The following is a 26,294-nucleotide window of genomic DNA, read 5'->3' on the forward strand; positions in this document are numbered from 1 at the left end:
GATCCTCTCTGACCAATAGGCGATCGCGAAACGGGAAAAAGCGATCGCGAAACGGGAAAAAGCGATCCTCTCTGACCAATAGGCGATCGCGAAACCGGAAAAGGCGATCCGCTCTGAACAATAGGCGATCGCGAAACCGGAAAAGGCGATCCTCTCTGGCCAATAGGCGATCGCGAAACCGGAAAAGGCGATCCGCTCTGGCCAATAGGCGATCGCGAAACACTCCTAGCCCCATCCGCTTGTAAAAAAGCTGCCGCATCGGCCTAATATATTAGGCGTTGGCGACAGCTTCTTGTTGAATGCTCTTTTTCGCGCGGTGCAGACGTGATTTTACTGCTGCTGGCGAAAGGTGCAGTTTATGGGCAATTTCTTTTTCCTTTAATTGTTCATAGTAATTTAACTGAAAGACCATGCGTAATTTCGGCGACAGCGCTTTTACTTTTCGCTTAATTTTATCTTCTAACAATTTTTGTTCATACGCTAATTCAACTTCTGATACATGGCTTAGGTCTCGTTGGATTGGCATCGGGACTTCGTCTGTTGGCAGCAGTACTTCTTTCTTCTCTCTTCGCAAAACATCAATCGCTGTTCTAGACGTGATGGTACGTAGCCAGGCAGCTGTTTTCACTTCGTCTTTTATCTCCCCTAAATGATGGTAAGCTTTCAGAAAGGATTCCTGCAACACGTCTTCAGCTAAGCCGTGGTCTTTTATTATTTTCAATGCTGTAAAATAAACCGTGTTATAGTGTTCTCTATATAGATCATGAAAGTCTAATTCCATGGCCCTATCCTCGCTTTACGTTTATTCGAAATGCTCTTTTACCCAATCAGGTGCGTTCTCTTCTGAAAAAGAATATGTTTCATACTCATACATATTACTTGATGTAAATAGGAATACGCTATATTCCCCTGAACTTACTGAATTTACTTTTTCAAGGGCCTCTTGTATGTGCCCTTTATCTTTCGTAGTTAACACCTTCTTCCCTTCTTCTTCTAATACATAAGGATCATCGTATTCACTGGCAACCTTCATTACCTCTACATCATCCGCGTGGAGAAATACTTGTTTATAATAGCCTTTTTCTTTTAACCAATTAATTGTATGTTCGTAAGATTGTTTGATGACTATACTATTGTTGTAATATCCGCGATCTTTCAACACAGAAGACATATGAGTTGTAACACCTTGTTCATATTGACTTTCGTTGTAAGATTCGTTATAAACGTCTTTTCGCAAGTTGTTTAATAATTGTTCCATCTCATCTGCATTGTTGAATGAAACGATAGAATTTCCTTCAAATTCAAGTTTCTCAATGTCAGAAACATCTATGCTTAATTCGTTATAATATACTTCCTTGAATCCATCTGTGTTATAGAGCTTTTCCCATTCGGTTTGTATGTCTTCTTTATTCACTCTATATTCACGGTACACTTGATCACCGTTTTCCAAATGATACGCAATAAAAACGGGATGTTCATATTCATGAACAGGACTAGAAACATCTATCGCTTGTTCATGCAAATCAATCGTTGTTGCAATCGTTGCTGGATCTTCTGTCACTAACTCTTTATCCATATCTGTATATATGTAGGAATATCCCCCAACATATACTGCTTTTACATCTTCTTGTTTCGGTACATAGGACTCATAACTGAAGGCATCCACTTGGACCAATCCGAACAACAAGCTGACAACAATACCGTATGCTGCTAATCCTTTTGCATGTTGCAACGAGAAGATGCGCCACGTTTTCACAAGAAGTATTGTCGCGATTACGTATCCAATCGACGCTCCGACGACATATCCAAAAAGAAGCCAGGTAATGCTATAAACTCCACTACCGAATATCACACCACCAAGCAACATGAAACAAAACGTTACACCGTATTTAAATAGTGGCTTTAATTTTGGGATGGCAATAGCTTGTGATGCTGTTTCTAAATGACGGTACCTGTATATGAATAACGCTAACAAGTAAAAAACAATCATTCCGACGACGTATTGAATCATCATCCAACCACTAATCCACTGCTCTTCTATCATCTGAATCCCATTAATGACAGGTGATAAAGAATGATCCAATTGAAATTGAATCGCGGCATAACCGTTAAGGAGAACGTCTAAATTATGTCCAATCAATACATACATCCCATCGAGAAATACTAAGAAGATTCCCGTTAATACCGCTTGAACAGCAGATATCCCTGTTAACGTTCCAATAAACACACTAAATATGAAAATACTTACAACATTCATACTTGTAGCTAGTAGCCAAAAGGCAACATCTCTTAAGCCATAAAAATAATGAACATCAAACATCGTGTGCAACAAAACTTGAATAATACCAATTAAGAAAACAGGCGCTAACAAGAATACAATTCCAGAGATCATATGGTGATGAAATAATTGCTGTCTCGTAACTGGTAAACTATGATTAAAGTCGGCCGCCTTCTTTACATGTAAATAACGAAATAAGAACACAGCCATTAAAATTGGCATGGCAAACATAAATATTGCCTGAATCGGACCGGCGAATTCAACGCTGAATAACCCTTCTTGTATTGGGTATTCAATATACATATCAATATCTTCTAATCGCATTAACATCATGATAGGAAGACAGAAGAATAACCCTACAAAATACACAATGCTAACCCAACCAACATTACGGAAGTCTTGTTTCCATAATTCCTTTTTAAACCAGGATGTTCTCGATTGCATACCCTGCACCTCCCATTTCATAAATAAAAATTTCCTCTAACGTTAACGCTAACCGATCATACACCACAGGATTGTGCTGCTTCATAATAGCCGATATATCCGCCTCTTTTCCGCGAACAATAAGCAAATGCACACTTCCTCGCTTTTCTTGATATACAATGTCAAGCTCCGCCGGCAATGGCTGTTCATCCGTGAAAGCCACCTGCACCTTATGCACATCCGCTTTCAAATCATCTAGCTCCTTCTCCATCAGCACTTCACCTTTATGCAAAATTCCAATGTGATCACATAAATCCTCGACTTCACGCAAGTTATGCGACGAAATCAACACCGTCATTTCTCGCTCCGCAACATCTTGAATAATCAAGTGCTTAATCTTCTTTCGCATAACCGCATCAAGACCATCAAACGGCTCATCTAACACGAACACATCCGGCATTGCTGACAAAGAAATCCAAAAGGAAGCCTGACGCTGCATCCCTTTCGAAAACCGACTTAACTTTTTATTTTCATCCAAATCAAACACTTGCTTTAACTTCTGATAACGCTCTTCATCCCAATTTGGGTACATATCACGGTAGAAATTTGCCATTTGCCTAGTAGAATACTGCGCAAAAAAATACGGGTTATCCGGCAAAAAAATCATCCGACCCTTTATATCTTTATTCTCAAACACATTTTGATCCTCTACACGTATCGTGCCATTTGATTGCTTCAATATACCAGCAATCATGCGCATAAGCGTTGTCTTGCCCGCTCCATTTGAACCAAGCAATCCATAAATTGAGCCTTTATGCACATGAAACGTTACATCACGCAAAATCTGTTCCTTCTCAAACTGTTTATCAATATTGTTTACACGAATCATCTCACTCGCCTCCTCCAACTTCTGTAATGAGAGCTTTTAACTCCTCTTCCGTAACCCCTAAATACAAAGCCTCCGCCAATAGTTTTTTTAATTGTTCCATAACCTTCTCTCGCTTCTCCTTATTCTCCGTAGTATAGGTCGGTGAGACAAAACTCCCCCTTCCCTTCAATGAATAAATATAACCTTGCGACTCCAGCTCCCGATACGCCTTCTGAATCGTATTCGGATTAATCATCACCTGCTTCGCCAAATCACGAACCGAAGGCAACTTTTCATCCTCCTTCAGCACGTCATGAATAATGAGCTCCTTCAACCGCTCAACCACCTGCTCATAAATCGGATTCCTGTCCCTAGGATCTATTTCAAACATATACACACCTCCTAGACCATAAGGCCCCAACTGTATTAACTGTATTAGTATTTATAGTACACTTAAAGTATATATCAGTCCACAGGAAAAAGTAAAGCACGAATTTCTGAAGAACGCGAGCGACTCCTCTACGAATGCGAGCGACTTCCTACGAACACGAGCGACTTTCCTACGAATGCGAGCGACTCCTCTACGAATACGAGCGACTCCCTCGAACGCGAGCGACTTCCTACGAATGCGAGCGACTCCCTACGAACACGAGCGACTTCTCTACGAACACGAGCGACTCCTCTCTGAACACGAGCGACTTCTCTACGAATGCGAGCGACTCCTCTACGAATGCGAGCGACTCCTCTCTGAACACGAGCGACTCCTCTCTGAACACGAGCGACTTCCCCCGAACACGAGCGACTCCTCTCTGAACACGAGCGACTTTCCTCCGAACGCGAGCGACTTCTCTACGAATGCGAGCGACTTTCCTACGAACACGAGCGACTTTCCTACGAACGAGAGCGACTTCTCTACGAACACGAGCGACCCCTCTCTGAACACGAGCGACCCCTCTCTGAACACGAGCGACTCCTCTCCGAACGAGAGCGACTTTCCTACGAATGCGAGCGACTCCTCTCTGAACGAGAGCGACTCCTCCCCGAACGCGAGCGACTTCTCTACGAATGCGAGCGACCCCCTCGAACGAGAGCGACTCCTCTCTGAACGAGAGCGACTCCTCTCCGAACACGAGCGACCCCCTCGAACGAGAGCGACTTTCCTACGAACGAGAGCGACTCCTCTCCGAACACGAGCGACTCCTCTCTGAACACGAGCGACTTCTCTACGAATGCGAGCGACTCCTCTACGAACGCGAGCGACTTTCCTACGAACGAGAGCGACCCCCTCGAACGAGAGCGACTCCTCTCTGAACGAGAGCGACCCCCTAATAGGATTTGGCTAACTTAGCAATATTTTTTATGAAAATTTGGTGGGGTTAGCAGGATTTCCTCGAAAGATGTAGAATGGTTCATTTGGTTAGAAAGGAGTGTGCGATGATTATTAAATCGAATGATAAGCCGCCGTTGTATTTGCAGCAGTTGGAGGCTTTGATGCGTAGGGTTTCTTCTCAACATCCGAGCTATCAGAAGATTTCTGATCGTTATCGAAATTTTTCCGCTGGGTATGCTGGGGAACGGGCTTTGAATTATCCGCTGTCTTTGTTGCGTTTTTCTCCTCATTTTGTTTTCTTCGATTTACGCCTTCAAAATGCTAATCTTTCTTTTTTTCAAATGGATTGTGTTGTTATTACGCCTTATGTTGCTATCATTATAGAATCGAAAAATGTGGCTGGGGATGTGTATTTTGATCATCGGTTTCGGCAAATGATTCGGAAAGATCAAGATGGGACGATGGCGATGCCGGATCCGATTGAGCAGGTGGAAGGGCAGCGTTTGCAATTACTAGAGTGGCTTGATCAACGTGGTTATCCTCGTGTTCCTGTCGAGAAGTTGGTTGTGATGACGAATCGGAACGCGGTGCTGCGATCTAGTGATAGCCATGAGGATGCGCTGAAGTATGTTGTACGATTGGATTTTCTGACAAGTAAATTGGAGCAGATTCTAGTTCCTTATATAGAGCGGATTTTGCCCAAAAAAGAATCTACCCAGTTATGTGATGATTTCCTCGCGCAGCATAAGGAGTACTTCCCTTCGATTCTACCTCCATTCCATTTAACTCAAGATGATATTGTGAAAGGGGTCATCTGCGTGGCTTGCGGTGCTGTGCCAATGGCTAGATGCTACGGGAAGTGGCAATGCCCTGCATGTCAAGCTACGTCAAAAAAAGCACATCTTTCTGCTTTGAAAGATTATGCCTTGTTGATTCGCTCTTGGATCTTTAATTATGAAGCGCAGCAATTTCTGCAGATTGATTCGCGTCATACGGTGAAACGGTTAATGCAAGGAGCTCATTTATCAATGGACCGTCCTTATGTATTACGTGAAACAATAAATTTCTCCATATAACCCCACAACTTGCTTATTTTCGTAAATTATAGTGTAAGATTCTGTCACACCAGCGTATGTTTAAATCTTATGTACTTCCCCTATCAATGACATAAGCCTAAGCTAAGAAGTCCCTATCACACAGGTAGGGACTTCTTAATAATATTGCTCCATTCGAGAGGAGAAAACGGGTACGTGCCGGCGAACTTGTTGTACTTGTTCTAATTGTAATGTGGCGGTTATCGTTTCTTCTTCTGTTATACTTCCTTGTCTAATATGTTCTCCATTAGCATCAATGACGAGGGAAGTGCCACTAAATTCCGTCGCTTCATAACTCCCACAACTGTTGCTAGCAACTACATAGAGCTGATTCTCGATTGCGCGTGCGGTTTGGAGAGCAATCCAATGGTTTCGACGAGCGAGCGGCCATTGCGCTACTATGAACACCACTTCTGCTCCTTCAAGTGCGAGCTTTCTTGTTAGCTCTGGGAAGCGTAAATCGTAGCATATGATAAGGCCCATTTTCACACCTCCTAATTCGAATGTGTGTGCATGCTGTTTACCGCCTGTTAAGTAAGCCGGCTCCTTTAGCATCGGTACGAGATGAATTTTGTCATACGTATAGACGACATCTCCTGTTTTGGATACGACACACGCATGGTTATACACGTGCCCCTCCACTTTATTGGCAAAAGATCCACCAACAATGGCTACCTCATACTGACGAGCTAGTTGCTGCAAAAAAGACGTCGTCGGCTCCCCATTCACGTCGGCGATGTTGTCAAGTTCAGGCAATGTATAGCCCGTTGTCCACAGCTCAGGCAAAACAACGATATCATAGTCTTCCTTGCATAATATTTCTTCCAGCCATCGCTTCACTTTCGCATGGTTTGCCTCTACATTTCCAGGAATGACCTCCATTTGGTAAATCGCTATGTTCATCGACTACCTCCTACTGAATTTTCTGACTTATATATATTCATTGTAATCGACCAATCTGCATGAAGCAAAAAGGATGCTCCGTATTAAAGCACCCTTGTCTTTATTTCATTCCTAAATATTCTTCTAATGTTAACCCGCTTTCTTTCACTTTTACTGCTAAATCCGTTCCTAAATAACGTAGATGCCACGGCTCATAAATGTATCCCGTTATGTCTTCTTTTCCTTTCGGGTAGCGAACAATAAAGCCGTACTTGTGTGCATGGTTTGCCATCCATTTACTTGCATCCGTATATTCAAACCATTGATCCTCTTTCCCAACTTCTCCAACATCAAAGGACAAACCAGTTTGGTGCTCTGATTCACCAGGTTTCGCGCTATATCGGTTCGCCGCTTCAATACCATTTCGTTCTGCATAATTATTAAATAGATTTACTTGATAGTCATACGAGCGATACGTACTAAAGGCCACTAGCTCATATCCAGCTTTCTCTGCATCTTTAGCCATTTCATTAAACGCGTTACGGGCTTCTGTACTTTCACCAGGTGCATAATCTTTAGGCAACGGGTGTTCTTTGCTCGCAATTAACACACCCTTCACATATGTCGGTGAGGAGGGACCTGCTTCTTCGTTCAGCTTTTCTTCTGAAGCTTGCTTAGATAAATTAGAACCTTTGACAAATGCATGGTCGTCTTGATAAGTAAAACGGTACCAATGATTATCTGTTTTTCCTGTTACTTTAATGGACTCATCTTTCACCAACTTACCGACGACTTTATAGGAGGTGCCGGGACCTTTTCGAACCTTAAGTACATCTACATTTACATACATATCTTCATCTGCTTTAGATACTCGATATTCTTTCTTTTCTTTTTTCTTCTTCTCTTTCTTTGCTTTTTCCCGATCTGCTATCAACTGAAAATTATTGTCTTTCTTCACAATGTCTAACGTATTTCCTGAATTATTTCGTGCAACAACAACCGCCTCTGGATCATTGTATTGCACCAAATAAAAGATAAGACCAGCTGTAATTGCTAGACCTATCACACTAGCTACAATCGCTTGGCCCCATTTTCCTTTCATCATATAAACTTCCTCCATTTAATTTGCTACTAACGCTTCTACTAAAATACTAAGCTTGTGTGTCACTATTTTCAACCGAACCTATTTCCACTTATCCATTCTAGCACGATTTCCCTTTGTGTTAGGCACATTCCGACAAAAAATATAGAAAAAAATCCCCCTATTTCCCGGGAAATTACTCGAAGCCTGTCATAATTAAAAAAAATAGCCACTAGCAATGTAGTAGGCTACTTCTTGGTTCCAAACAAAGATTGGAACCATGATTTATGTTGAATTCGCTCTGGCATATCTCTCATTGCGGTTTGTCCTGCTTCAAGCAAAGCGGCATTCTCGATTAGGGTATGCTTCTTCTCCACACCGTGTTGCTTCTCGATTATATCTAAAGCACGCTTTAAGTTGTACTTGTTGTTTCCCTGTTGATTACCGCTCCCTATAAAGTGAGCAAGGTTATGTTCGATCATTTGATGCGCGAATTTCTGCACCTCTTTCCCGAATTCTCCACATATGCTGCCAGATTGGATTTGTACATAAGATCCATACTTCACCAACTTATATAGTGTGTCTGGATGGTCTCTCAATTGTTTGTTTCGTTCTGCTTGGACAATAATTGGATAGTAACCAGCGATTTGTAGCTCATATAGCTTATCGCTCGTATCGTAAGGGATATGTGCATGTGGCATTTTAACCATTACATAATTAGTTCCAGCGATTGTTGGAACGTTACTACTCTGTAACTCTTCTATCAGTGCATCACTTAATCGTACCGTTTGCCCAGCTATCACTTTTATCGCTATATGCTGCTTCTCTAACAACTGTTCAAACGCATTTGCAGATTGACGCAGTACATGCATATCATTCTCCATAACACCACTATTCTCAAGTGGTGTCGCAACAATCGTATGAACACCATCTAGGTACGCTTTTTTAGCGATTTGAACACTATCACGCTTCACTTGAGAACTCGCATCATACCTTGGTAGAACGTTACAGTGCATATCGATCAATTTATTCCCCCCTCAGAATATAGGTCTATTATATCATTTTCAAAGAAAAATGTTAAAAAAAATTCACTTTTGACGAGGGGGTGTAATGCAGTACCCATTTTTCCTAATGAATCAACTGATAATTCCAACCTCTTGCGTTTAGCCACTTTTCAAAATCTTTCTGCATACCTTTGCTTAGCGTCCCTGTTATCACTTTAGGAACCCCTTGAACAAAGTCCACATCCGCCCACCAATGACGTTCCATAAAATAGCGAGACAACATTTCTATTTTCCCTGGATTTAAGTCTGTGATTTGAATGCGTGCTTGATCCGCTTGTTTTAACGTTAACCCTAAATAGTCGGCAATTCCATCTGCAATAGCTACGCCGGCCTTTGCTAGTTTCCGTTTGTCACTTAGGATTTCTATATCAACCGTTGAATCCATAAAGCCCATTTCTAACAATACAGCCGGCATAGTAGATTCCCGTAACATGTGGAAGTTCGCCTTCTTCAAGCCGCGATCTCGTAAGCCATATACGTTCAATACGCGTTGGTGAAGCTCTTCTGCTAATCGCTCGGCATAAGGCCAATTCCCAATGTACGTATATGTTTCAGTTCCGGTATGATTCCCCCATTTTCCCATGTATGCATTGTGGTGAATGGAAACAAGTATATCTGCACCAAAACGATTTGCCTTATCTGTCCGGCGATTAAGAGATACATCTTCTTTTCCAGTTGGATCATCAAGCCTAATAACCTCTACCGCATCGTATTGCTTTAATCGGTTCATGCAAGCTTTACCAACTTCTTGATTGAACAACCATTCTTGCTTTCCATCTGGCGTTCGCTTCCCTTTCGTGTATAAGCCATGCCCATGATCACACGCTACTCGTTTCACCATCTTTCATCCTCCCTTTATCAATTCATTCACTTCTATAATCGCACGGAGAAAACAGTTAGGTGTCTATCTATAAAAAAATAGACAGGAAGAAAGCATCTCCCTGTCTTGCCTATCATCTATTCAGCTGAAAGCATGCCATGAACTTTCTGCACCTCGGTATCAGGCACCACTAAATAATAAATGCCACCGATGTTCTGACCGCTTCCTTCCATTTGATAAGATTCTTGATTTTTCAACACTCCGCGGTAATCAAGTGCAAGCTTCTGCATTTCAGAGAATTTCAAGTTCGTGCTTACATTTTGACCAAGCACATCTAAAATATCATTTATCTTATTTACAGAAGAGAAACTAGCACCTTTCTCAATAATACCTTGTACAACGAGACGTTGACGCTCCGTACGTCCGAAGTCACCACGCGGGTCTTGCTTTCTCATTCGAACAAATTCAATTGCTTCACTACCACTCAAAGAGATAACACCTTCTGCATACACTTTGCCGCTTTTACCTGTCCATTGGAATGGATTGTCCACCTGAATACCGCCAACGGCATCTACTAAGTCTTCCAATCCTTCCATATTCAGCTTCACATAATAATCTAATTCAATATCTAAGAAATTCTCGACCGTATCGATAGCCATGTCCTTACCGCCAAAGGCATACGCGTGATTAATCTTATCTTCCGTCCCTCTACCAACTAATGTCGTACGAGTATCACGTGGAATACTAACTAATGTCATCTGTTCGTTCTCTGGCACAAGTGAAAGAACCATTAGCGCATCTGATCGCCCACTGTCACCGGCACGCTCATCCACCCCCATTAATAAAATGTTCAGCGGTTCTTTCTTCTTCATCTTCTTCTCTCCAACTTTTGTATCAATTGATGACACCGGCTCATGCATCTCTTCATCCACTGTTTGTTTTACATCAGAATAAACGGACCACATGTAAGCACATCCACCTAGCACTAGTATTAATAGTGTAACTAAGAGGATTTTCCACCATTGTTTTTTCTTCTTTTGCTGTTTTTTCGCTTGACGAGAAGCCAATCCCAACACCTCATTCCATAATCTATATACTATTCTATCATCTTTATCCGACAAATTAGTGCAAGAAACCACATTGCTCCGATAATTTTACAATACATTAATTGGATTTGTATAGTTACATTTTGATTACAAGTGCATTCATTCGTGAGACTATAGTAATAGACGTATGGATGGGTAGTTAGGTTTCACTTTTGTATAGATTCGGAATTCCCCTATCCCCTTCATGAAAAATAGAGCTGTCCACTAAAGAACAGCCCCTTCGGTTAAAATGTTGCTTTTTCTACCACGTATTTGTTCACGATATCTAAATCTACTTCATAGCCAATACCAGGTCGTTGCGGAACCATAATGGTACCATTATGCACTTCCACTAATGGAGATATGACATCCTCTTCCCAATAACGATCAGATGAAGCAGTGTCACCTGGATAAGTAAAGTTTGCTAAAGTAGCAATCGCAATATTGTGCGCTCTACCAACACCAGACTCTAGCATCCCCCCACACCATAAAGCAATGCCATGTTCTTTACATAAGTCATGAATGCGCTTCGCTTCTGTTAATCCCCCAACTCTACCAATCTTTACATTTATAATTTTACAGCTTCCTAGTTCGATTGCTTGTCTCGCCTCTCGATAACAATGAATACTTTCATCCAAACAAATAGGCGTGCTAATTTGTTGCTGTAATGTAGCATGATCAATCAAGTCACCAGAAGTAAGCGGCTGCTCAATCATCAATAAGTTATATCGATCTAACTCTTTCATTATATGCACATCATCGAGCGTATACGCTGAGTTTGCATCCACCATTAAAGGTAAGTCAGGGAAGAACTTTCTTATTTCCTTCACTACACTTACGTCTCGTCCGGGTTCAATCTTTACTTTAATACGCTTATACCCTTCATCCACATTTTTCTTAATTGATTGTAGTAAGTCTTCTGTATTCTCTTGAATCCCTAGACTAATTCCAGATTCAATATGTTGCTTGCTCCCGCCTAGAGCTTTCGCTAAAGTAGTTCCTTTCGATTTAGCATATAAATCCCATATAGCACCTTCAACAGCTGATTTCGCCATATAATTCCCTTTATACGCTTCGAATTTTGGGAACACTTCATCTGGATGATTCATTTGTTGATGAACAACCAATGGTATTAAACACTCTTTCATAAAAATCCATGCTGTATTTGTATACTCCTCAGAATACAGCGGGAGGCTTGAAGTTACACATTCTCCCCACCCTGATAAGCCATTTTCATCTTTCACTTCCACAAGAATAAATTCTCGATCATATTGTGTGCCAAAACTCGTAGTAAATGGTGATTTCATTTCCATTTTCATTTTGTACATGATTACTTCTTGAATAATAAACATTTAAACTCCCCATCCTATCATGACAGCAATAGTTAAATAGATTACTCCTATAACCATCCAAATTAAAAACAAAGGAAAAACGAAACGAATCCACTTCACCCAAGAAATACCTGCAATCGCCAAGTTAGCCATTAAAATACCTGAAATAGGTGTGATTACATTCGAGAAGCCATCTCCTAATTTATAGGCTTGAACAGCTACTTGCCTCGGAATCTCCATAATATCTGCTAGTGGCGTCATAATTGGCATTACAATTACTGCTTGACCACTTCCTGATGAAACAAATAGATTAAAGGCAGCATTTGCTATAAACATGGCAATAGCACCGCCAACGTTGGAGAATGGTTCCATCATAGTCGCCATTCCTTGTACAACTGTATCAAGTATTTGTCCATTTTCTAAAACTACAACAATCGATCTCGCCATCCCTATAATTAATGCGCCATAAACCAAGCCTTTACATCCTTCAAAAAACTCATAAACTAAATCATTCGGGGAAATACGAGCGATAATTGCTGTACCAACTGCAATAATAAGAAACACAGCAGCCATTTCATTTAATGACCATTCATATTGAAATACACCAAAAACATAAATAGCAATCCCAATAGATAACCAAGCAATCACAAGTTTATGCAAACCAGTTAAGTTTGGAGTACTCTTGTCTATATCTTTTTCCTCCACTTTAGGAAAACGATCCTCTCCCAATACACTTTTCTCAGGGTTTCTTTTTACTTTATTGGAATACCAAACAATGTATAGTATCGTTGCCAAAAGAACCGTCATATAAATCAAAACTCGGTAGCCTATCCCTGAAAAAAGCGGAACTTGAGCAATTTGCTGTGCCGTTCCAGTCGTTAACGGATCTAAAAAAGCGGTATTAAACCCTGCATAAGCACCAAGATAAATAATAGCAACTCCGACGATAGCATCTAATTTCATTGACCTAGCCAATATGATGCCGATTGGTATAAAAGCTATAACAGCATTCACAATAATGCCCAAAGTTCCAAAAATCGAGAACAACGTACATACAATAGCAATCAATACCCATTCTTTATCCTTAGTCTTTTGAATCGTCTTCATAATGAGTGCGTCTATTGCACCGGTAGATTCAATTACAGCAAAAGCACCCCCAATAATGAGAACTAAGAAAATTAATGGAGCTGATTGAACCGTCCCTTCTTGAATTGCCCGAAACAATTCTATAACACCAGTCGGACTTGATTCTGTTTGTTGATAACTATTTGGCACCACTGTCGTAATATCGTCTTCTGTTACTCGCTCAAATGTGCCAGCTGGTATTAAATAGGTAGCACATGCAGCCAAAAATAATATAAAAAATAATATGACATATGCATCTGGTAAAGCCATCTTTTTCTTATTTGGTTGTGTATTCGTCTCTGTCTTCACGTATTTCCCTCCTTGTTTTTCTGATAATTCTTAATTTGCAAACTATTATAATGTAGTATATACTTTATTTCAATAGATAATAAAGTAAAAACTTTATAGGAGCATGGATTCATGAGGAAATCGTATATTCAACTTACAGAAGAGAAATTTGCACAATTGACCAAAGGGCTTAAAAAAGTGGCGGAATGCTTATTAGCGGATCCAAAAATTTTCGCTATTCATCCCGTGAAAAAAGTTGGGGAATACATCGGAGTAAGTGAAGCAACCGTCATTCGTTTTTGTAATGAGATTGGCTATAGTGGTTATCGTGCATTGCAGCAAGAAGTCCATCACCACTTACTCAACTCATATCAGGCACCCGAATTAAATACTCAATCTCCATATGAACATAGCATGCAAACCGATCTCCTATTATTACAAAATACAATTTCTCAATTAGATGGCGCTTTACTACAACAATTTGCCGATACGATCCTCTCTAAAGAAAAAGTATTAATTGTAGGTTACTATCATTCATTTACTTTAGCGCACTGGTTGTATTTCAACTTAAACTTAACAATAGGTAACGCAGAATTATACCGACCTGAAGTAGACACTGGCTTATTAAATCATCTCTCAGATAAGGGGTGCGTCCTAGTTATTTCTTTCTATCGCTATGCCATGGAAACAATACGAATCGCACAAGAAGCAAAGAAGAAAGGCATAACGGTTCTAGGTATTACAGATTCCAAAGTATCTCCTATCGTTGAACACTCTGACATAGTCCTACCGATTCAAACAGGAAGAGAGAATATATTTACTAAAGGTCCTGTGACACTTTCGGTAATAAATGCCATACTTCAAGAGATTATTCATCATTCTAAGTTCTCAACCATTAACGAAACATATAAATTCTTTGTGAAAGGTGGAAGTCAAGGATGAAATTATTCACAGATTCTATTTATCCAAATGTGTTAAACACCTTTGAATACTTACATGCAAATGGTGAAATAAGCTGGGAAGAGGTACAAACGACGAGTTACATTCAATCCATTCTTGAACAACACGGATGCGAGACAATAACCTTTAATGATTGTACGGGAGTCATTGGAAAGTATGGATCATTCGACAAGAACTTACCAATTGTAGCTATTCGCGCTGACATGGATGCATTATGGCAAGAAGTGAATGGAACATTTCAACCGAATCATTCCTGTGGTCATGACGCGCATATGTCCATCGTACTAGGTGTATTATGGTCCTTAGAGCAGCTTCCTAATATAAAAGAACAAGTAGCCATTAAATTTATCTTTCAACCGGCTGAAGAAACAGGAACTGGAGCACTAAAGATGGTGGAAAAAGGCGTAGTGGACGATGTGGATTATTTATATGGTATTCATTTACGACCATTCCAAGAAACAGAAGACGGAAGAGCCACACCGATGATTGTACACGGAGCAACTCAATCGATTGAAATGGATATTCAAGGTCATGACGCTCACGGAGCAAGGCCACACTTGAATAAAAATGCTATCAATATTGGAATGCAAATTGTCAATGGGATAAATGCTATTCGGCTAACTCCTAACACGCCACATTCTGTCAAAGTAACGAGATTTCAAGCAGGTGGAAAGAATACTAACATTATTCCTGGACGAGCGCACTTAGCTTTAGACTTACGTGCACAAACAAATGAATTAATGGCGGAACTTATAGAAGAAGTGAAACAAGTTGTAGAAGGCGTTAAACACCAAACACATACACATATCGAGTTTAAGCCTACGCACGGAATTGCAGCAGCCGTTACGAACGAAGAGGCTGTTTCCATAATGAAAGAGGCAATTTGTGAAACGTTAGGTGAAGAGAAGGTTGACCCACGCTTAGTTTCACCAGGAGGGGACGATTTTCATTTTTACACGATTAAACGTCCGAACATTAAAGCTACCATGCTTGGATTAGGGTGTGATTTACAACCAGGACTACATCATCCGCAAATGGAATTTAACCATAAGTCTATGATACATGGAGTCAAGATATTAACCAATGCCATCTTCCAAACATACAACCTACCACTCCCTTAATCTAAAAGAAAAACCAAGAGCGCTACTATCACTCTTGGTTTTCTTGTTACTTCCTATTATTATGCGCCCCAGCCGATTAAGACACCGATGGTTAGGAACACTGATCCAATAGCCATCCACATAAGGAATAGTGGGAAGACGAATCGAACCCATTTGACCCATGATACGCCTGCGATTGCTAAGCTGGCCATCAAGATACCGGATACTGGTGTAATCACGTTGGAAAATCCGTCTCCCATTTTGTACGCTTGCACGGCGACTTGACGAGGGACTTCCATCATATCTGCTAGTGGTGTCATAATTGGCATGACGATAACGGCTTGACCGCTTCCTGATGCAACGAATAAGTTAAATACTGCGTTGGCAATAAACATAGCGATGGCACCACTAATGTTAGAGAATGGCTCCATCATAATTGCCATGCCGTTAACGATTGTATCAAGGATTTGACCGTTCTCTAGTACGACAACGATGGATCTGGCCATACCGATAATCATTGCGCCATATACGAGCCCTTTACAGCCTTCGAAGAATTCCTTCACGAGTTTATTTGGAGAAATGCGGGCAATAATAGCTGTACCGATAGCAACCATAATAAATATTGCCGCCATTTCATTTAAAGCCCAATCATACTGGAAGACACCAAATACGTACAAGCCGACACCGAATGTTAACCAAAGCAGTACGGCGATATGCTTCCCATTTAAGTCAGGTGCTGCTTCTTCCAAATTCTTTTCCATCATTTTCGGAAAGCGATTCTCTCCTAGCACACTTTTCTCAGGAGATTTCTTAATCCGATTGGCATACCATGTAATATATAGAATCGTAGTTAATAGAATCGTAATGTAAATAATGATTCGATAACTAATGCCAGAGAAAAGCGGTACTTGGGCAATTTCTTGTGCCAATCCTGTTGATAGTGGGTCAAGAAATGCGGTGTTAAATCCAGCGTACATACCGAGGTAAATGATCGAGACACCGACGATGGCATCTAGTTTCATTGACCGAGCAATGATAACACCAATTGGTAAGAAGGCAATTACAGCGTTGACAATAATGCCCAGCGACCCAAAAATGGAGAACAGCGTACTTACAATCGCGATTAGCAACCATTCTTTATTCTTCGTTTTATTAATTGTTTTCATAATTAAAGCGTCAATCGAACCTGTTGATTCAATAACTGCAAATGCTCCCCCTATAATTAACACGAGGAAGATTAAAGAAGCGGACTGAACCATCCCTTCTTGAATGGATCGGAACAGTTCCATGATTCCAGTTGGATTGGATTGTACATATTCGAAACTACCAGGTATAACCGTCGTCACGTCATCTTGTGTTACTCTTTCAAAGGTCCCCGCTGGAACGATATACGTTGCACAAGCAACTAAGAACAAGATGAAGAATAAAATAACATACGCATCAGGCATTACCCATTTACGTTTCTTTGTGTGATGATGTGATTTCGTCGTTTCTGTATTCATTTCATACTCCCTTTTACGTATATGATTCATCTATGTTGACATTATTTTTCTATTATACCATATACATTCTATCGAGAAATATGATGAATTTTTGCCTGCACGACCTAGCCTTCCATCGTTTTGCCGACATATTCAAGCAAAACGGTTTCACTTCTTAATTTCTGCTTGGCTAGGCGCGCCCAATTCTTCACTGCATTTATGGATACTCCTTCCTTCCTAGCAATATCCTTTACCGCTAGGTCTTGGAGGATAAAACCGTTAAACCATTTCATTTGATTAACGGTTAAGACGCTTTGAATATGCGCATATAGAAATGGATCGAACGCATCTATTTCCATTTCAACAGTTGCTTCATCACGACTTTTTTCCATTATTTCTTCTGTCTGCGCTTGCTTACGATTTCGAGAACGAATAAAGCTAATGAGCCGATTTCTTATAATGAAATAAACGTAAGGCGATAGCTTCCCCTTCTCTTCATCATACGTTTGCGCCACTTCCCATAATGCTAGCAGCCCTTCTTGATAAAACTCGCCAAACGGATCCATAATTCCTAGCCGGTGAATCGTGCGATGAATCATCGGATGATAATCTGCCACGAGCTGTTCATATTCTAATTGTGTCACGACTTCCTCATTCTAAAAAAGCGCGCTTCTTTGCTTATTCCGCGGTATCTTCAGCGTATCGAAAAAGGAACCCGCTTTCATCTATAGATACGTGACGTATGACCCAATTAAATGGGACATATCATCACCGAAACGTCCTATTCAACAGAAGTGAACAAACCGTATATACAAAATTAAGGAGAAAACGGACACCTTTCATAAATATTACAATAATGTATATATAGTTTTAATTTTTTGTTAAGTAATGGTATGAATGTTAACTATTATGTATAATAAGGTTTGGAAAGGGGACTAATCTATCATTGGATGATTAAATTTCTCCTTCTTTTCTATTATGTTATGGACTTTACATTACGGAAATGAATGAACATCTATGAGTCTTTAGTAAGTTCAATAACACCGCTCATCATCCCATTGAATCATGAAAGGAGGGTAGTATGATTCATTTCGCTCGTTGTCAACAGTAGTAGTAATGATTGTAGTAACATGAAGAAGGAAAATGAAGGGAGAAATTCATTATGATAATGGATGGAAATCACTACCGTTCAAAGGAAGAGCGTGGATTAATAGGACCGAACACGATGATGATTGTTGCTTCACCGCAAGAAACGTATCAAACGAAAATCACCGATAAAGTAGAAGGTGATATCTATGTATCAGCTACCCCTCAAGAAGTAATCTTATCCGCATGCTTAGAAGGCTTCTCTGATTATGAAGGACGACGATTAGCAACAATCAATCGAACAGAATATAAGAAGAAAGTACCCATAGCCATTCATCCGCAACAAGATATCTTTGCGTTCCCTACACAATCATCGAAACAACCTAATTGTGTATGGCTATTTGCTTCACATATTAAAGACATAGCTGAAAATGGAACGAAACATGTGATCATCCATTTTCAAAATGGGACAACGACTCAACTCCCCGTCTCAAAGTATGTAATTAAGAAGCAAATGGAACGAACAAGTTATTGTCGCTTTCTTTATCAGCAATTATACGATAAGTAAATGAACGAAAAAAAGAAGCCAACGACTAGCCATTAATCGTTGGCTCCTTCTTATTGTAACCAGTGTTCATGTCCATACCATGCTAATGAATGCTTCTCGGCATATTGTATTGCCGCTGCCGACCAATTATCATCTCTCGGTATACTAGTAGGATGCTCAAGCAGAACTGCCACTTCCGGATTTGCTGAAATGGCCTTCTGAATAAGCTTCTCTATGTGTGCTCTTGAAGCATGCAAGCCGATATGAATAAGCACATCGTTATACAGCATGCTGAAATGGGCATCTTCTGCGAAAGTGTTGCGCAACGCTTTCGCTTGATCATACTGCTCACACTCTAAATAAAGCCTTATTAATTCATAACGAATTCCTTGGTTATCATTTGTATTCGCTTCAAGTATATCTTCTAACACATGAATCGATTGCTCTTCCATCCCAAACATTTCATATAAATCTGCTAAACCAGCAAGTGCTCGCAAATAAGGACGCGCAGACAAATGCCCCCATAAACTGCCCATTTCCTCTTGTAAAAAGACTTCTCCTACACGCTCTTTCGCTGCACGTATGGCTGTTTGGCTATATTTCAGCGCCTGTTCATCATCCTCTTCATAAAAAGCCTTCACCGTATTGGCATCACTATTATACGGATCTAGTTGCAACGCCTGCTCAATCAAATTAAGACGGACATCACTAGCTTGCTCCATCGCCTCATACACGAGTAGCTGCGCCTGTTGTTGCTTCGTTTCCGGTTCAAACGACGCTTCCACATACTTATCTAATAAATCTCTAAGCTGTTGTTCATCTTCTATATCCCCATGACTGTTGAGCCTCTCTGTTACTTCATACGTCGACCGTTCAGCTAACGGAAACAACACTGTCGAAGGCAATATATCATCCGTAACCATACCTTCAGAAAAGCTATCATCTACTATTTGCTGTTCCATAGCGAAAAAGGCTGGCCAAATTTCATCTAAATCAGCTAAGCGTTTTCCAATACTCGTCACACTCACGCCATATTTATCGGCTATCTTTTTTTGCGTACATTGTTCTCTTACACCGAAGAGCGGACTGTCGCGAATTAAATATTCTAAAGCAGCTGCATATATTCCCATCTTCTTTCCTTTAATATTATAATTCAGGCAATACATAAGCCAGTAACGTTCGGCTTTGGCGATAACATCCCTACGATGAGCGAGACCACTGTGCATGCGAAACAACGCTAGTACCTCCTGATAGCGCGCATCCCTTTCCAATTCTTTCATAGCTGCCATCGTATCTACTGGTTCTTCTACAAATTGAGTAATAATATCGATATAACGACTAACGACTACCTCTTCAAAGCTAGACGAATCTGTCTGTTCATGCAACGATTGTGCAATTTCCATCATTTTCTTATAATCAGCTTTACTTAGTTGCAACGGAAAAGGAAGGAAACGGTAGCAACTTCCCCATTTCCCAATCATCCCTGCAAAGAAATCCGCCTTTCTTAAACGTTCATCCGCCGCTTCTTCTTCAGTAAACACAACCATCGAACGATTTCCTGTAATGCTGTTCTTTATTTCCGCTACCTTATCTTGCCCCCAGCATACTATTTCAAAGAACCCTACTTCAACATCCATCCATGCTTCTATCGACTCTCTCGTTTGCTTTCGTTTCATCGATGCATGATTCTTCTCTATAAAGCGTTCAATCAAACGTACACCATTGGAATCTGGCTTATAAAATGCTGTATGATAAACATCCATAATTTGAATCACTTTCTCTGCATAAGCTTTTCGCTTAACAGCTGGATCATTCTCCATTGTATATACACATAACTCATTCAAATTATCCCATAACTCTTGATTGACCAACTCATGAATCGATGTAACCACCGACTGCTTTCCACAGCACTTCTTGTACTTCTTGCCGCTTCCACATGGACATGCTTCATTGCGATTTACTTTCGCCATTATTTCAACGCCTTTCCTTCACAATCCATACGTTTAGTTTAAATAATAACGCAGCACATGTAAAATGCGAATCCCCAAGCACTTGAAAAAGGGCTTGGGGATTTAATCTAGTTGTATTCTATGAATGTTGATGCACCGAAGAAGCTTGCAAACGTGCGACCATTTCTTCGACAACATCTTTCGCACATGTGAGCTCCGTTTCATTCGTTAGTTCGATAATTTCTTCCATCATTACTTTCCAATGCTGCTGCTCCTCGACAGGCATTACCGACACCACCCTAATGGATTATCGCTATATACTATACCATAAGTAACTATCGATTTAAGTCAATATTTGTCGAATTTCATTAAATGTTTGTTACATTTGTTTCGATAGTACAGTTATTCCGTCATGATGCGAATTAAGTCGTATTGGAAGAAACGGCGATTACGTTGACGATTGTCTGAGTATACCAACCCGAATGCTACAAGTTCATTTAAGCCTTTCCGAATAGTAGAAGCAGCAAGTTTAGTCTCCTGTTGTATTTGGTTAACTGTCACAATTGGATGCTTCATTACACCTTCCCAAACTTGTTTCGTCGACATTTTCGTTAGTTTCTTCAACCCATTATTGTATAATTGTTCGGCTTTATCTAATTTTTGATATTGATCATCCGCCATGCGTATCGTTGAATCTAGGAAGAATAATATCCAACTTTCCCAATCTGGATTATTTCCACTAATTCCTCTGACACCATTCAACAAGCTGTAATATTTAAATTTTTCTTTTTCTAATTCCTCACTAAGGAAGAAAATTGGCGAGTTGATTAATTTCGATTGCAGCATATACAGAACAATAAGTATTCTTCCAAGCCGACCATTCCCATCTAAGAAAGGATGAATAGATTCAAACTGAGCATGAATAATAGCTGTTTTTATAAGATCATGTAAAGTTTCCGTTTCATCCTCTAGATAAGGATGCCCATTTATATATTTTTCTAAATTAGACATATACTCTCCCATTAACTGTGGCTCTGGTGGAATGTACGTAGCGTCCTTTAATTTTTTGGTAGGTCCTATAAAGTTTTGGACTTTTCGGTACTCTCCTGCCGACCCAGTTGCGCCTCTCTCATCTTTCATTAACTCTCGATGCATGTCTCTTACCAAGCGCTCAGAAATTGGATAACCAAGCTGAATAGATTCAACCCCTTTTCGTAAAGCGTTTCGATAATTTCGAACCTCTATTTTTTCCCATTCTTCTTGTTGTTCAATCTCATCTTCTAGCATCTCTGAAAAGGTTATTTGAGTCCCTTCAATACGTGTAGATTGTACGGATTCATGTAATGTTAATAACTGAATAAACGATTGATTTACTAAAGAATAATGCAATTTCTGTTTTAACTTCTCTAATTTAGATGTTGCTTCTACCACTCGCTTATAAAAGGCAAGCTCCTGATCAGCGGAGAATGTTATTGGTAACAACGGTAACTGATAAGGCTTCTTCAATCCGTTCACCACCCTTACAATATTAATCTCCGACATTATAACCCAATAACCCCCTTATAAGCAGTTTACGATATTAATAAGACAAATTATAGCGCAAAAGGAAAAGGAAATGATTCGTCTACTCCTATGATTCCCACATTTTTTATACACTTTTTTCGACATTTTTGTGTTATTCTAAACATACCGTAAAGAATCGGTTAAATTTTTGTTAAATTAAAACAATGATACGTTTGACACATAGATTGAACAGCGGGGGCTATAAACCAACATGAACATATTACTAACAGGCGCGACAGGTTTCGTGGGAAAACAATTGACAATTCGTTTCATGCAACAAGGACATACAGTGTATGCACTTGCACGTAACGAGCGTAAAGCAGATCAGTTGATGCAAGCAGTACCACTGGAAGCGCAACATCGTTTATTTATCATTGAAGGCGACTTAATGAAAGAAAATGCAGGCATTCACGAAGAAGACATCGACCTCTTAACTGGTGAAATTGATACGGTTTACCACAGTGCCGCCTACCTTTCCTTTGATAATACCGAGAGAGAGAAGACGTTTCACATTAATGTAACAGGAACGAGGAACATGCTTGAACTTGCCAAGAAGATTCAAGCACCGCATTTCAATTATGTAAGCACGGCCTATACGCTCGGCATGAAGCCACACGCTAAAGAAGAATTACACCGAGTAGACCAGCCATTTGTAAACGCTTATGAGGAAAGCAAATGTCACGGCGAACATCTCGCAAGCCAATATAAAGACGTGATGAATGTGAACATCTTCCGCCCTGCCATCATTATTGGGGACTCGACAACAGGAGAAGCAGAGACGAGCTTTGCATTATACGGCGTGATTCGAGGATTAAGCCTATTTAAGAAAAGAATGGCACGCAAACAAACATCACAAAACGAAACCTTTAAATTTCTTTGCACTGCACATACATCCCAAAATTTCGTCCCAGTCGATTACGTTGTCGATGTATTAGTAGCAGCTGCCACAGCCAAAGAAGCGAACAAGATTTACCACATTACGAATCCACATCCACCGACGAATCGGGCGCTATTCGATATGGTGAAACAGAAGCTAGCCTTTCCAAACATCGAAATGGTTCCCGCTGATTATAACGGAGCATTAACGAAGGAAGAGCTCGCATTTAATGAACCAATGAAAGTATTCAAACCATACTGGAGCAAAAACGTCACCTTTGATGACACGAACACGCAAGCATTACTCCGCAAACAGAACATGCCACACCTGAACATGGATGAGGACATGTTACATCGCATTCTAAATGGCGCCATAAAAAATTAAAAGCGAGGAACTTATGCCAACGACATTAAGCTACACAACGTATAGAAATGAAGCAGTACAACCATGGATCATCTTCCTCCACGGACTAGGTGGCAACTATCAAATATTTAACAAACAAATCGAGCCATTCCGTGCACACTACAATCTATTATTTATCAACTTACCTGGTCACGGGCAGTCACCATATAGGAAAACGAACAACCTATTGTCCACAACAAGCAAACAAGTCATCGACGTATTGAACGCCGAGAAGATTCCATCCGCACACTTTCTCGGCGTATCACTCGGCACCGTCATCATGCAACAAATCGCTATGGAATACCCAGACAGAATCAAATCCATGGTACTTGCAGGAGCGGCAGGCAAATGGTTGAAATGGGGCGAATGGATAGGAAGACTAGCCATATCCTTTCCATTTCGCTATATATTACCGTATATGCTACCATACACCATATTCGCCCATATACTCATGCCAAAGCCCAATCACAGCAAATCACGGAACATCTTCCTCCAAGAAGCACGCAAACTAGGCAAACCCGCCTACCTTGGCTGGACATATGTCATCCGCGATTCCTATAAAGTGTACGAACAACTACGTGAAAACCTAAACACGATCCCGAAGCTATACGTATCCGGAGCCGAAGACCACATGTTCCTAAAAGGCATCCAAAACCACGTAAAATTAGAAGCAAAAGCAAAGCTGCACACGATTCCACATTGCGGCCACGTGTGTAACATTGAAGAAGCGGATATATTTAATGGACTTGCTTTGGAGTTTCTAGAGCAGGTAGGGAAGGAAGAAGAAGCATATTGGGGAGTGTCTTGACCCCCCCCAAGAGAGTCAAATTAAGCGAGAAAATAGGCTTTTGTCAAAATCTTCACCCACACAATCTATGAAGCGCTCAATCGGTGTTTTGTAATTTAGGGACTTCCTTGGTGTGCTGTTTCGTCTGAAAGTAACCTTGGAAATATAGTCCTGTGACACAGGGGTGAAGTCCATTTCTTTTGGTAACCCCTCTCCGTTGGAATGCTCATTTAACCCCCTTTGTAATGGTGTACCAGGATCAGCGAAGTAAATATCAACATTTGGTTGATTACTGATGGATTTCCAATTGGAGAACGCTTTCCTACAGTCGAAAATAATGGATTTGAATAAGTTGTGCGGCAATTGACCAAGCCATTGATTGAGTGATATTTCGATGTTGGATGCCCGTCTTCCGGCTAGCTCAATAGGAGATTAGAAATTGATAACAATTGCTCAAAACGGTCTATTAAGCCCTTTATTATTGAAAGGAAAAATTGGTGTTTAGCAATACTGTGAAGGGTGCAAAATCTAGTTCAGTCATTTACAATATTGTAGAAACAGCCAAAGAAAATGGAGTGAATCCACTTAACTATCTTAAATACTTATTTGAAGAGCTTCCCAATATAGATACAACTAATAAAACGAAATTAAATCAACTCTTTACCATGGTCGCCAACAATGACGAATGATTTAAAATGGAGTAAAGTTATAAAAGAAGAATTGTTGCGTAAGTACACGAAGGAATAATTCAAGAGGATTGTGCCGAGAAATGCATGGTCCTTTTACGTTGGTAGTCGATATTAAACCAACTGAAATAAACCCGTCAAGCCAAGTTATCTGACTCAACGGGTAATGAACCTCTATTTTGTTTCAACTAAATCCTTATAATTCTTTTCGAAGTTCCATGCATCTCTGCACATGGCAATAATATCACGTTTAGCTGTCCAGCCAAGTTTTCTTTTTGCTTTTGAAGCATCAGCATAACATGAAGCAATATCTCCAGGTCTACGCTCTACTATTTCATAAGGAACTTCAATACCATTAGCTTCTTCAAATGCTTTCACTAACTCTAGCACACTTGTACCTTGACCAGTTCCCAAGTTATAAACATTAGCACCTGCTTCGAGATTATCTAATGCTGCAACATGCCCTTCTGCCAAATCTAACACATGAATATAGTCTCTTACCCCAGTACCATCTATTGTTGGATAGTCGTTACCAAATACTCGAAGTTTGTCCAGTTTCCCTTTAGCAACTTGCGTAACATAAGGCATAAGGTTATTGGGAATACCATTAGGCACTTCCCCAATTAATCCACTTTCATGGGCTCCTACTGGATTAAAATATCTAAGGAGAGCAACTGAAAAATCCGGATTTGCTTTAGCTATATCAGTAAGAATTCGCTCACTCATAGCTTTCGTTTCACCGTACGGATTAGTAGTTGGTAACAAATCCATAGTTTCAATGAAAGGAACCTTATTATCTCCGTAAACTGTTGCTGATGAACTGAAAACAAAACGATTAACACTATACTCCTTACAAGCTTTAGCAAGAATCATAGTACTAACGATGTTGTTATAATAATAAGTTAATGGTATATCTACTGACTCACCTACTGCTTTTAAGCCGGCAAAATGAATAACACCATCTAAATCATGATTTAAAAAGATAGTGTATACCGCAGACTCATTAGTCACATCTATTTGATAAAAGATTAATTCTTTATTCGCAATATCTTTTATTTTGTTTAAGGTATCAGCTTTACTGTTGCAGAAATTATCAGCAACAATCACTGTATGTCCCGCTTCTAGTAAAGCAGCGCATGTGTGTGATCCAATATATCCAGCACCACCGGTAACTAATATGTTCATCT

The 26,294-nt window shown here is 40.2% G+C and carries 23 protein-coding genes and 2 pseudogenes; 7 read left to right on the forward strand and 18 right to left on the reverse strand.

Translation table 11 applies throughout. From position 1 onward, the window contains the following. Positions 1-271: 271 nt before the first annotated feature. The 4 genes from N784_RS09950 to N784_RS09965 are packed head-to-tail and all read right to left on the reverse strand — an operon-like array spanning position 272 to position 3,960. Positions 272-781 carry an RNA polymerase sigma factor gene (locus N784_RS09950; protein ID WP_036834580.1) on the reverse strand — a complete coding sequence of 170 codons (510 nt, stop codon included), beginning with the start codon at positions 779-781 and terminating at the stop codon, positions 272-274. Positions 782-802: 21 nt separating this feature from the next. After that, a complete protein-coding gene (locus N784_RS16000) occupies positions 803-2,722 on the reverse strand; it encodes a DUF6449 domain-containing protein (RefSeq protein ID WP_052127247.1) in 1,920 nt (639 codons plus the stop codon). Beyond that, a complete protein-coding gene (locus tag N784_RS09960) occupies positions 2,697-3,590 on the reverse strand; it encodes an ABC transporter ATP-binding protein (protein WP_036834583.1) in 894 nt (297 codons plus the stop codon). The genes N784_RS16000 and N784_RS09960 overlap by 26 nt, the downstream gene beginning before the upstream one ends. Position 3,591: 1 nt before the next feature. Then, complete coding sequence (locus N784_RS09965; RefSeq protein WP_036834584.1) at positions 3,592-3,960, reverse strand: GntR family transcriptional regulator; 369 nt, start codon at positions 3,958-3,960, stop codon at positions 3,592-3,594. Positions 3,961-5,003: 1,043 nt separating this feature from the next. Here N784_RS09965 and N784_RS09975 point away from each other — a divergent pair. Then, positions 5,004-5,975 (forward strand): nuclease-related domain-containing protein, encoded by a 972-nt coding sequence (locus N784_RS09975; RefSeq protein ID WP_036834587.1) that lies wholly within the window; start codon positions 5,004-5,006, stop codon positions 5,973-5,975. A gap of 135 nt (positions 5,976-6,110) precedes the next feature. On the opposite strand, the gene N784_RS09980 is transcribed toward N784_RS09975, so the two are convergent. The 7 genes from N784_RS09980 to N784_RS10010 all read right to left on the reverse strand — a co-directional run bounded on the left by N784_RS09980 (position 6,111) and on the right by N784_RS10010 (position 13,651). Then, the gene (locus N784_RS09980) at positions 6,111-6,896 is read right to left on the reverse strand and encodes a carbon-nitrogen family hydrolase (protein WP_036834589.1); all 786 of its coding nucleotides are present in this window, start codon (positions 6,894-6,896) and stop codon (positions 6,111-6,113) included. A 100-nt stretch (positions 6,897-6,996) separates the two neighbouring features. Then, positions 6,997-7,980, reverse strand: a complete 984-nt coding sequence (locus N784_RS16005) for a D-alanyl-D-alanine carboxypeptidase family protein (protein ID WP_052127248.1) — start codon at positions 7,978-7,980, stop codon at positions 6,997-6,999. 224 nt (positions 7,981-8,204) lie between these two features. Continuing rightward, positions 8,205-8,972 carry a tyrosine-protein phosphatase gene (locus N784_RS09990; RefSeq protein ID WP_232306007.1) on the reverse strand — a complete coding sequence of 256 codons (768 nt, stop codon included), beginning with the start codon at positions 8,970-8,972 and terminating at the stop codon, positions 8,205-8,207. A 112-nt stretch (positions 8,973-9,084) separates the two neighbouring features. Continuing rightward, the gene (locus N784_RS09995; protein WP_052127249.1) at positions 9,085-9,861 is read right to left on the reverse strand and encodes an N-acetylmuramoyl-L-alanine amidase; all 777 of its coding nucleotides are present in this window, start codon (positions 9,859-9,861) and stop codon (positions 9,085-9,087) included. Positions 9,862-9,977: 116 nt separating this feature from the next. After that, positions 9,978-10,907 carry an LCP family glycopolymer transferase gene (locus tag N784_RS10000; protein WP_232306006.1) on the reverse strand — a complete coding sequence of 310 codons (930 nt, stop codon included), beginning with the start codon at positions 10,905-10,907 and terminating at the stop codon, positions 9,978-9,980. A 263-nt stretch (positions 10,908-11,170) separates the two neighbouring features. Beyond that, positions 11,171-12,277 (reverse strand): o-succinylbenzoate synthase, encoded by a 1,107-nt coding sequence (gene menC / locus N784_RS10005; protein ID WP_036834593.1) that lies wholly within the window; start codon positions 12,275-12,277, stop codon positions 11,171-11,173. Continuing rightward, on the reverse strand, positions 12,278-13,651 hold the full coding sequence (locus N784_RS10010) for a YfcC family protein (RefSeq protein ID WP_052127257.1): 1,374 nt from the start codon (positions 13,649-13,651) through the stop codon (positions 12,278-12,280). A 150-nt stretch (positions 13,652-13,801) separates the two neighbouring features. Between N784_RS10010 and N784_RS10015 the strand changes: the two genes are divergently transcribed. Beyond that, positions 13,802-14,611 carry a MurR/RpiR family transcriptional regulator gene (locus N784_RS10015; RefSeq protein ID WP_036834596.1) on the forward strand — a complete coding sequence of 270 codons (810 nt, stop codon included), beginning with the start codon at positions 13,802-13,804 and terminating at the stop codon, positions 14,609-14,611. Beyond that, positions 14,608-15,750 carry a M20 peptidase aminoacylase family protein gene (locus tag N784_RS10020; RefSeq protein WP_036834597.1) on the forward strand — a complete coding sequence of 381 codons (1,143 nt, stop codon included), beginning with the start codon at positions 14,608-14,610 and terminating at the stop codon, positions 15,748-15,750. The genes N784_RS10015 and N784_RS10020 overlap by 4 nt, the downstream gene beginning before the upstream one ends. Before the next feature lie 59 nt (positions 15,751-15,809). On the opposite strand, the gene N784_RS10025 is transcribed toward N784_RS10020, so the two are convergent. Next, complete coding sequence (locus tag N784_RS10025) at positions 15,810-17,231, reverse strand: YfcC family protein (protein WP_036834598.1); 1,422 nt, start codon at positions 17,229-17,231, stop codon at positions 15,810-15,812. Between the two features lie 104 nt (positions 17,232-17,335). Next, positions 17,336-17,854, reverse strand: coding sequence for an RNA polymerase sigma factor (locus tag N784_RS10030; protein WP_036834600.1), 519 nt, complete (start codon positions 17,852-17,854; stop codon positions 17,336-17,338). Positions 17,855-18,372: 518 nt separating this feature from the next. Between N784_RS10030 and N784_RS10035 the strand changes: the two genes are divergently transcribed. Then, positions 18,373-18,864, forward strand: coding sequence for a competence protein ComK (locus N784_RS10035; protein ID WP_052127250.1), 492 nt, complete (start codon positions 18,373-18,375; stop codon positions 18,862-18,864). Positions 18,865-18,914: 50 nt separating this feature from the next. Here N784_RS10035 and N784_RS10040 read toward each other — a convergent pair whose 3' ends face one another. From N784_RS10040 to N784_RS10045, 3 genes are all read right to left on the reverse strand, one after another. Then, positions 18,915-20,813 carry a tetratricopeptide repeat protein gene (locus tag N784_RS10040; RefSeq protein ID WP_036834602.1) on the reverse strand — a complete coding sequence of 633 codons (1,899 nt, stop codon included), beginning with the start codon at positions 20,811-20,813 and terminating at the stop codon, positions 18,915-18,917. 118 nt (positions 20,814-20,931) lie between these two features. Further along, on the reverse strand, positions 20,932-21,078 hold the full coding sequence (locus N784_RS16640) for a hypothetical protein (protein WP_156965224.1): 147 nt from the start codon (positions 21,076-21,078) through the stop codon (positions 20,932-20,934). Between the two features lie 116 nt (positions 21,079-21,194). Continuing rightward, the gene (locus N784_RS10045; protein WP_052127251.1) at positions 21,195-22,334 is read right to left on the reverse strand and encodes a Fic family protein; all 1,140 of its coding nucleotides are present in this window, start codon (positions 22,332-22,334) and stop codon (positions 21,195-21,197) included. Positions 22,335-22,566: 232 nt separating this feature from the next. Here N784_RS10045 and N784_RS10050 point away from each other — a divergent pair, with 232 nt between their 5' ends. Together N784_RS10050 and N784_RS10055 are read left to right on the forward strand one after the other, a co-directional pair. Then, positions 22,567-23,616 carry an SDR family NAD(P)-dependent oxidoreductase gene (locus N784_RS10050; RefSeq protein WP_036834603.1) on the forward strand — a complete coding sequence of 350 codons (1,050 nt, stop codon included), beginning with the start codon at positions 22,567-22,569 and terminating at the stop codon, positions 23,614-23,616. Between the two features lie 13 nt (positions 23,617-23,629). Continuing rightward, positions 23,630-24,442, forward strand: coding sequence for an alpha/beta fold hydrolase (locus N784_RS10055; RefSeq protein ID WP_052127252.1), 813 nt, complete (start codon positions 23,630-23,632; stop codon positions 24,440-24,442). Between the two features lie 15 nt (positions 24,443-24,457). On the opposite strand, the pseudogene N784_RS16645 reads toward N784_RS10055, so the two are convergent. Continuing rightward, positions 24,458-24,835, reverse strand: a pseudogene (locus N784_RS16645) (IS30 family transposase); the annotation flags it as partial. A gap of 15 nt (positions 24,836-24,850) precedes the next feature. Between N784_RS16645 and N784_RS10060 the strand changes: the two are divergent. Continuing rightward, positions 24,851-25,168: pseudogene (locus tag N784_RS10060) on the forward strand (transposase domain-containing protein); the annotation flags it as partial. Between the two features lie 113 nt (positions 25,169-25,281). On the opposite strand, the gene galE reads toward N784_RS10060, so the two are convergent. Next, entirely contained in the window at positions 25,282-26,292 is a 1,011-nt protein-coding gene (galE, locus tag N784_RS10065; RefSeq protein WP_036834604.1) for a UDP-glucose 4-epimerase GalE, read from the reverse strand. Positions 26,293-26,294 lie beyond the last annotated feature (2 nt).

Origin of the sequence: Pontibacillus litoralis JSM 072002 (assembly GCF_000775615.1) — a bacterium.
GTDB lineage: Bacteria > Bacillota > Bacilli > Bacillales > BH030062 > Pontibacillus > Pontibacillus litoralis.

Coding starts and splice junctions, on each gene's coding strand:
- N784_RS09950 (WP_036834580.1), bottom strand. CDS start 781: ATGGAATTAGACTTTCATGATCTATATAGAGAACACTATAACACGGTT.
- N784_RS16000 (WP_052127247.1), bottom strand. CDS start 2,722: ATGCAATCGAGAACATCCTGGTTTAAAAAGGAATTATGGAAACAAGAC.
- N784_RS09960 (WP_036834583.1), bottom strand. CDS start 3,590: ATGATTCGTGTAAACAATATTGATAAACAGTTTGAGAAGGAACAGATT.
- N784_RS09965 (WP_036834584.1), bottom strand. CDS start 3,960: ATGTTTGAAATAGATCCTAGGGACAGGAATCCGATTTATGAGCAGGTG.
- N784_RS09975 (WP_036834587.1), top strand. CDS start 5,004: ATGATTATTAAATCGAATGATAAGCCGCCGTTGTATTTGCAGCAGTTG.
- N784_RS09980 (WP_036834589.1), bottom strand. CDS start 6,896: ATGAACATAGCGATTTACCAAATGGAGGTCATTCCTGGAAATGTAGAG.
- N784_RS16005 (WP_052127248.1), bottom strand. CDS start 7,980: ATGATGAAAGGAAAATGGGGCCAAGCGATTGTAGCTAGTGTGATAGGT.
- N784_RS09990 (WP_232306007.1), bottom strand. CDS start 8,972: ATGCACTGTAACGTTCTACCAAGGTATGATGCGAGTTCTCAAGTGAAG.
- N784_RS09995 (WP_052127249.1), bottom strand. CDS start 9,861: ATGGTGAAACGAGTAGCGTGTGATCATGGGCATGGCTTATACACGAAA.
- menC (WP_036834593.1), bottom strand. CDS start 12,277: ATGTTTATTATTCAAGAAGTAATCATGTACAAAATGAAAATGGAAATG.
- N784_RS10010 (WP_052127257.1), bottom strand. CDS start 13,651: ATGGCTTTACCAGATGCATATGTCATATTATTTTTTATATTATTTTTG.
- N784_RS10015 (WP_036834596.1), top strand. CDS start 13,802: ATGAGGAAATCGTATATTCAACTTACAGAAGAGAAATTTGCACAATTG.
- N784_RS10020 (WP_036834597.1), top strand. CDS start 14,608: ATGAAATTATTCACAGATTCTATTTATCCAAATGTGTTAAACACCTTT.
- N784_RS10025 (WP_036834598.1), bottom strand. CDS start 17,231: ATGAATACAGAAACGACGAAATCACATCATCACACAAAGAAACGTAAA.
- N784_RS10035 (WP_052127250.1), top strand. CDS start 18,373: ATGATAATGGATGGAAATCACTACCGTTCAAAGGAAGAGCGTGGATTA.
- N784_RS10040 (WP_036834602.1), bottom strand. CDS start 20,813: ATGGCGAAAGTAAATCGCAATGAAGCATGTCCATGTGGAAGCGGCAAG.
- N784_RS16640 (WP_156965224.1), bottom strand. CDS start 21,078: ATGCCTGTCGAGGAGCAGCAGCATTGGAAAGTAATGATGGAAGAAATT.
- N784_RS10045 (WP_052127251.1), bottom strand. CDS start 22,334: ATGTCGGAGATTAATATTGTAAGGGTGGTGAACGGATTGAAGAAGCCT.
- N784_RS10050 (WP_036834603.1), top strand. CDS start 22,567: ATGAACATATTACTAACAGGCGCGACAGGTTTCGTGGGAAAACAATTG.
- N784_RS10055 (WP_052127252.1), top strand. CDS start 23,630: ATGCCAACGACATTAAGCTACACAACGTATAGAAATGAAGCAGTACAA.
- galE (WP_036834604.1), bottom strand. CDS start 26,292: ATGAACATATTAGTTACCGGTGGTGCTGGATATATTGGATCACACACA.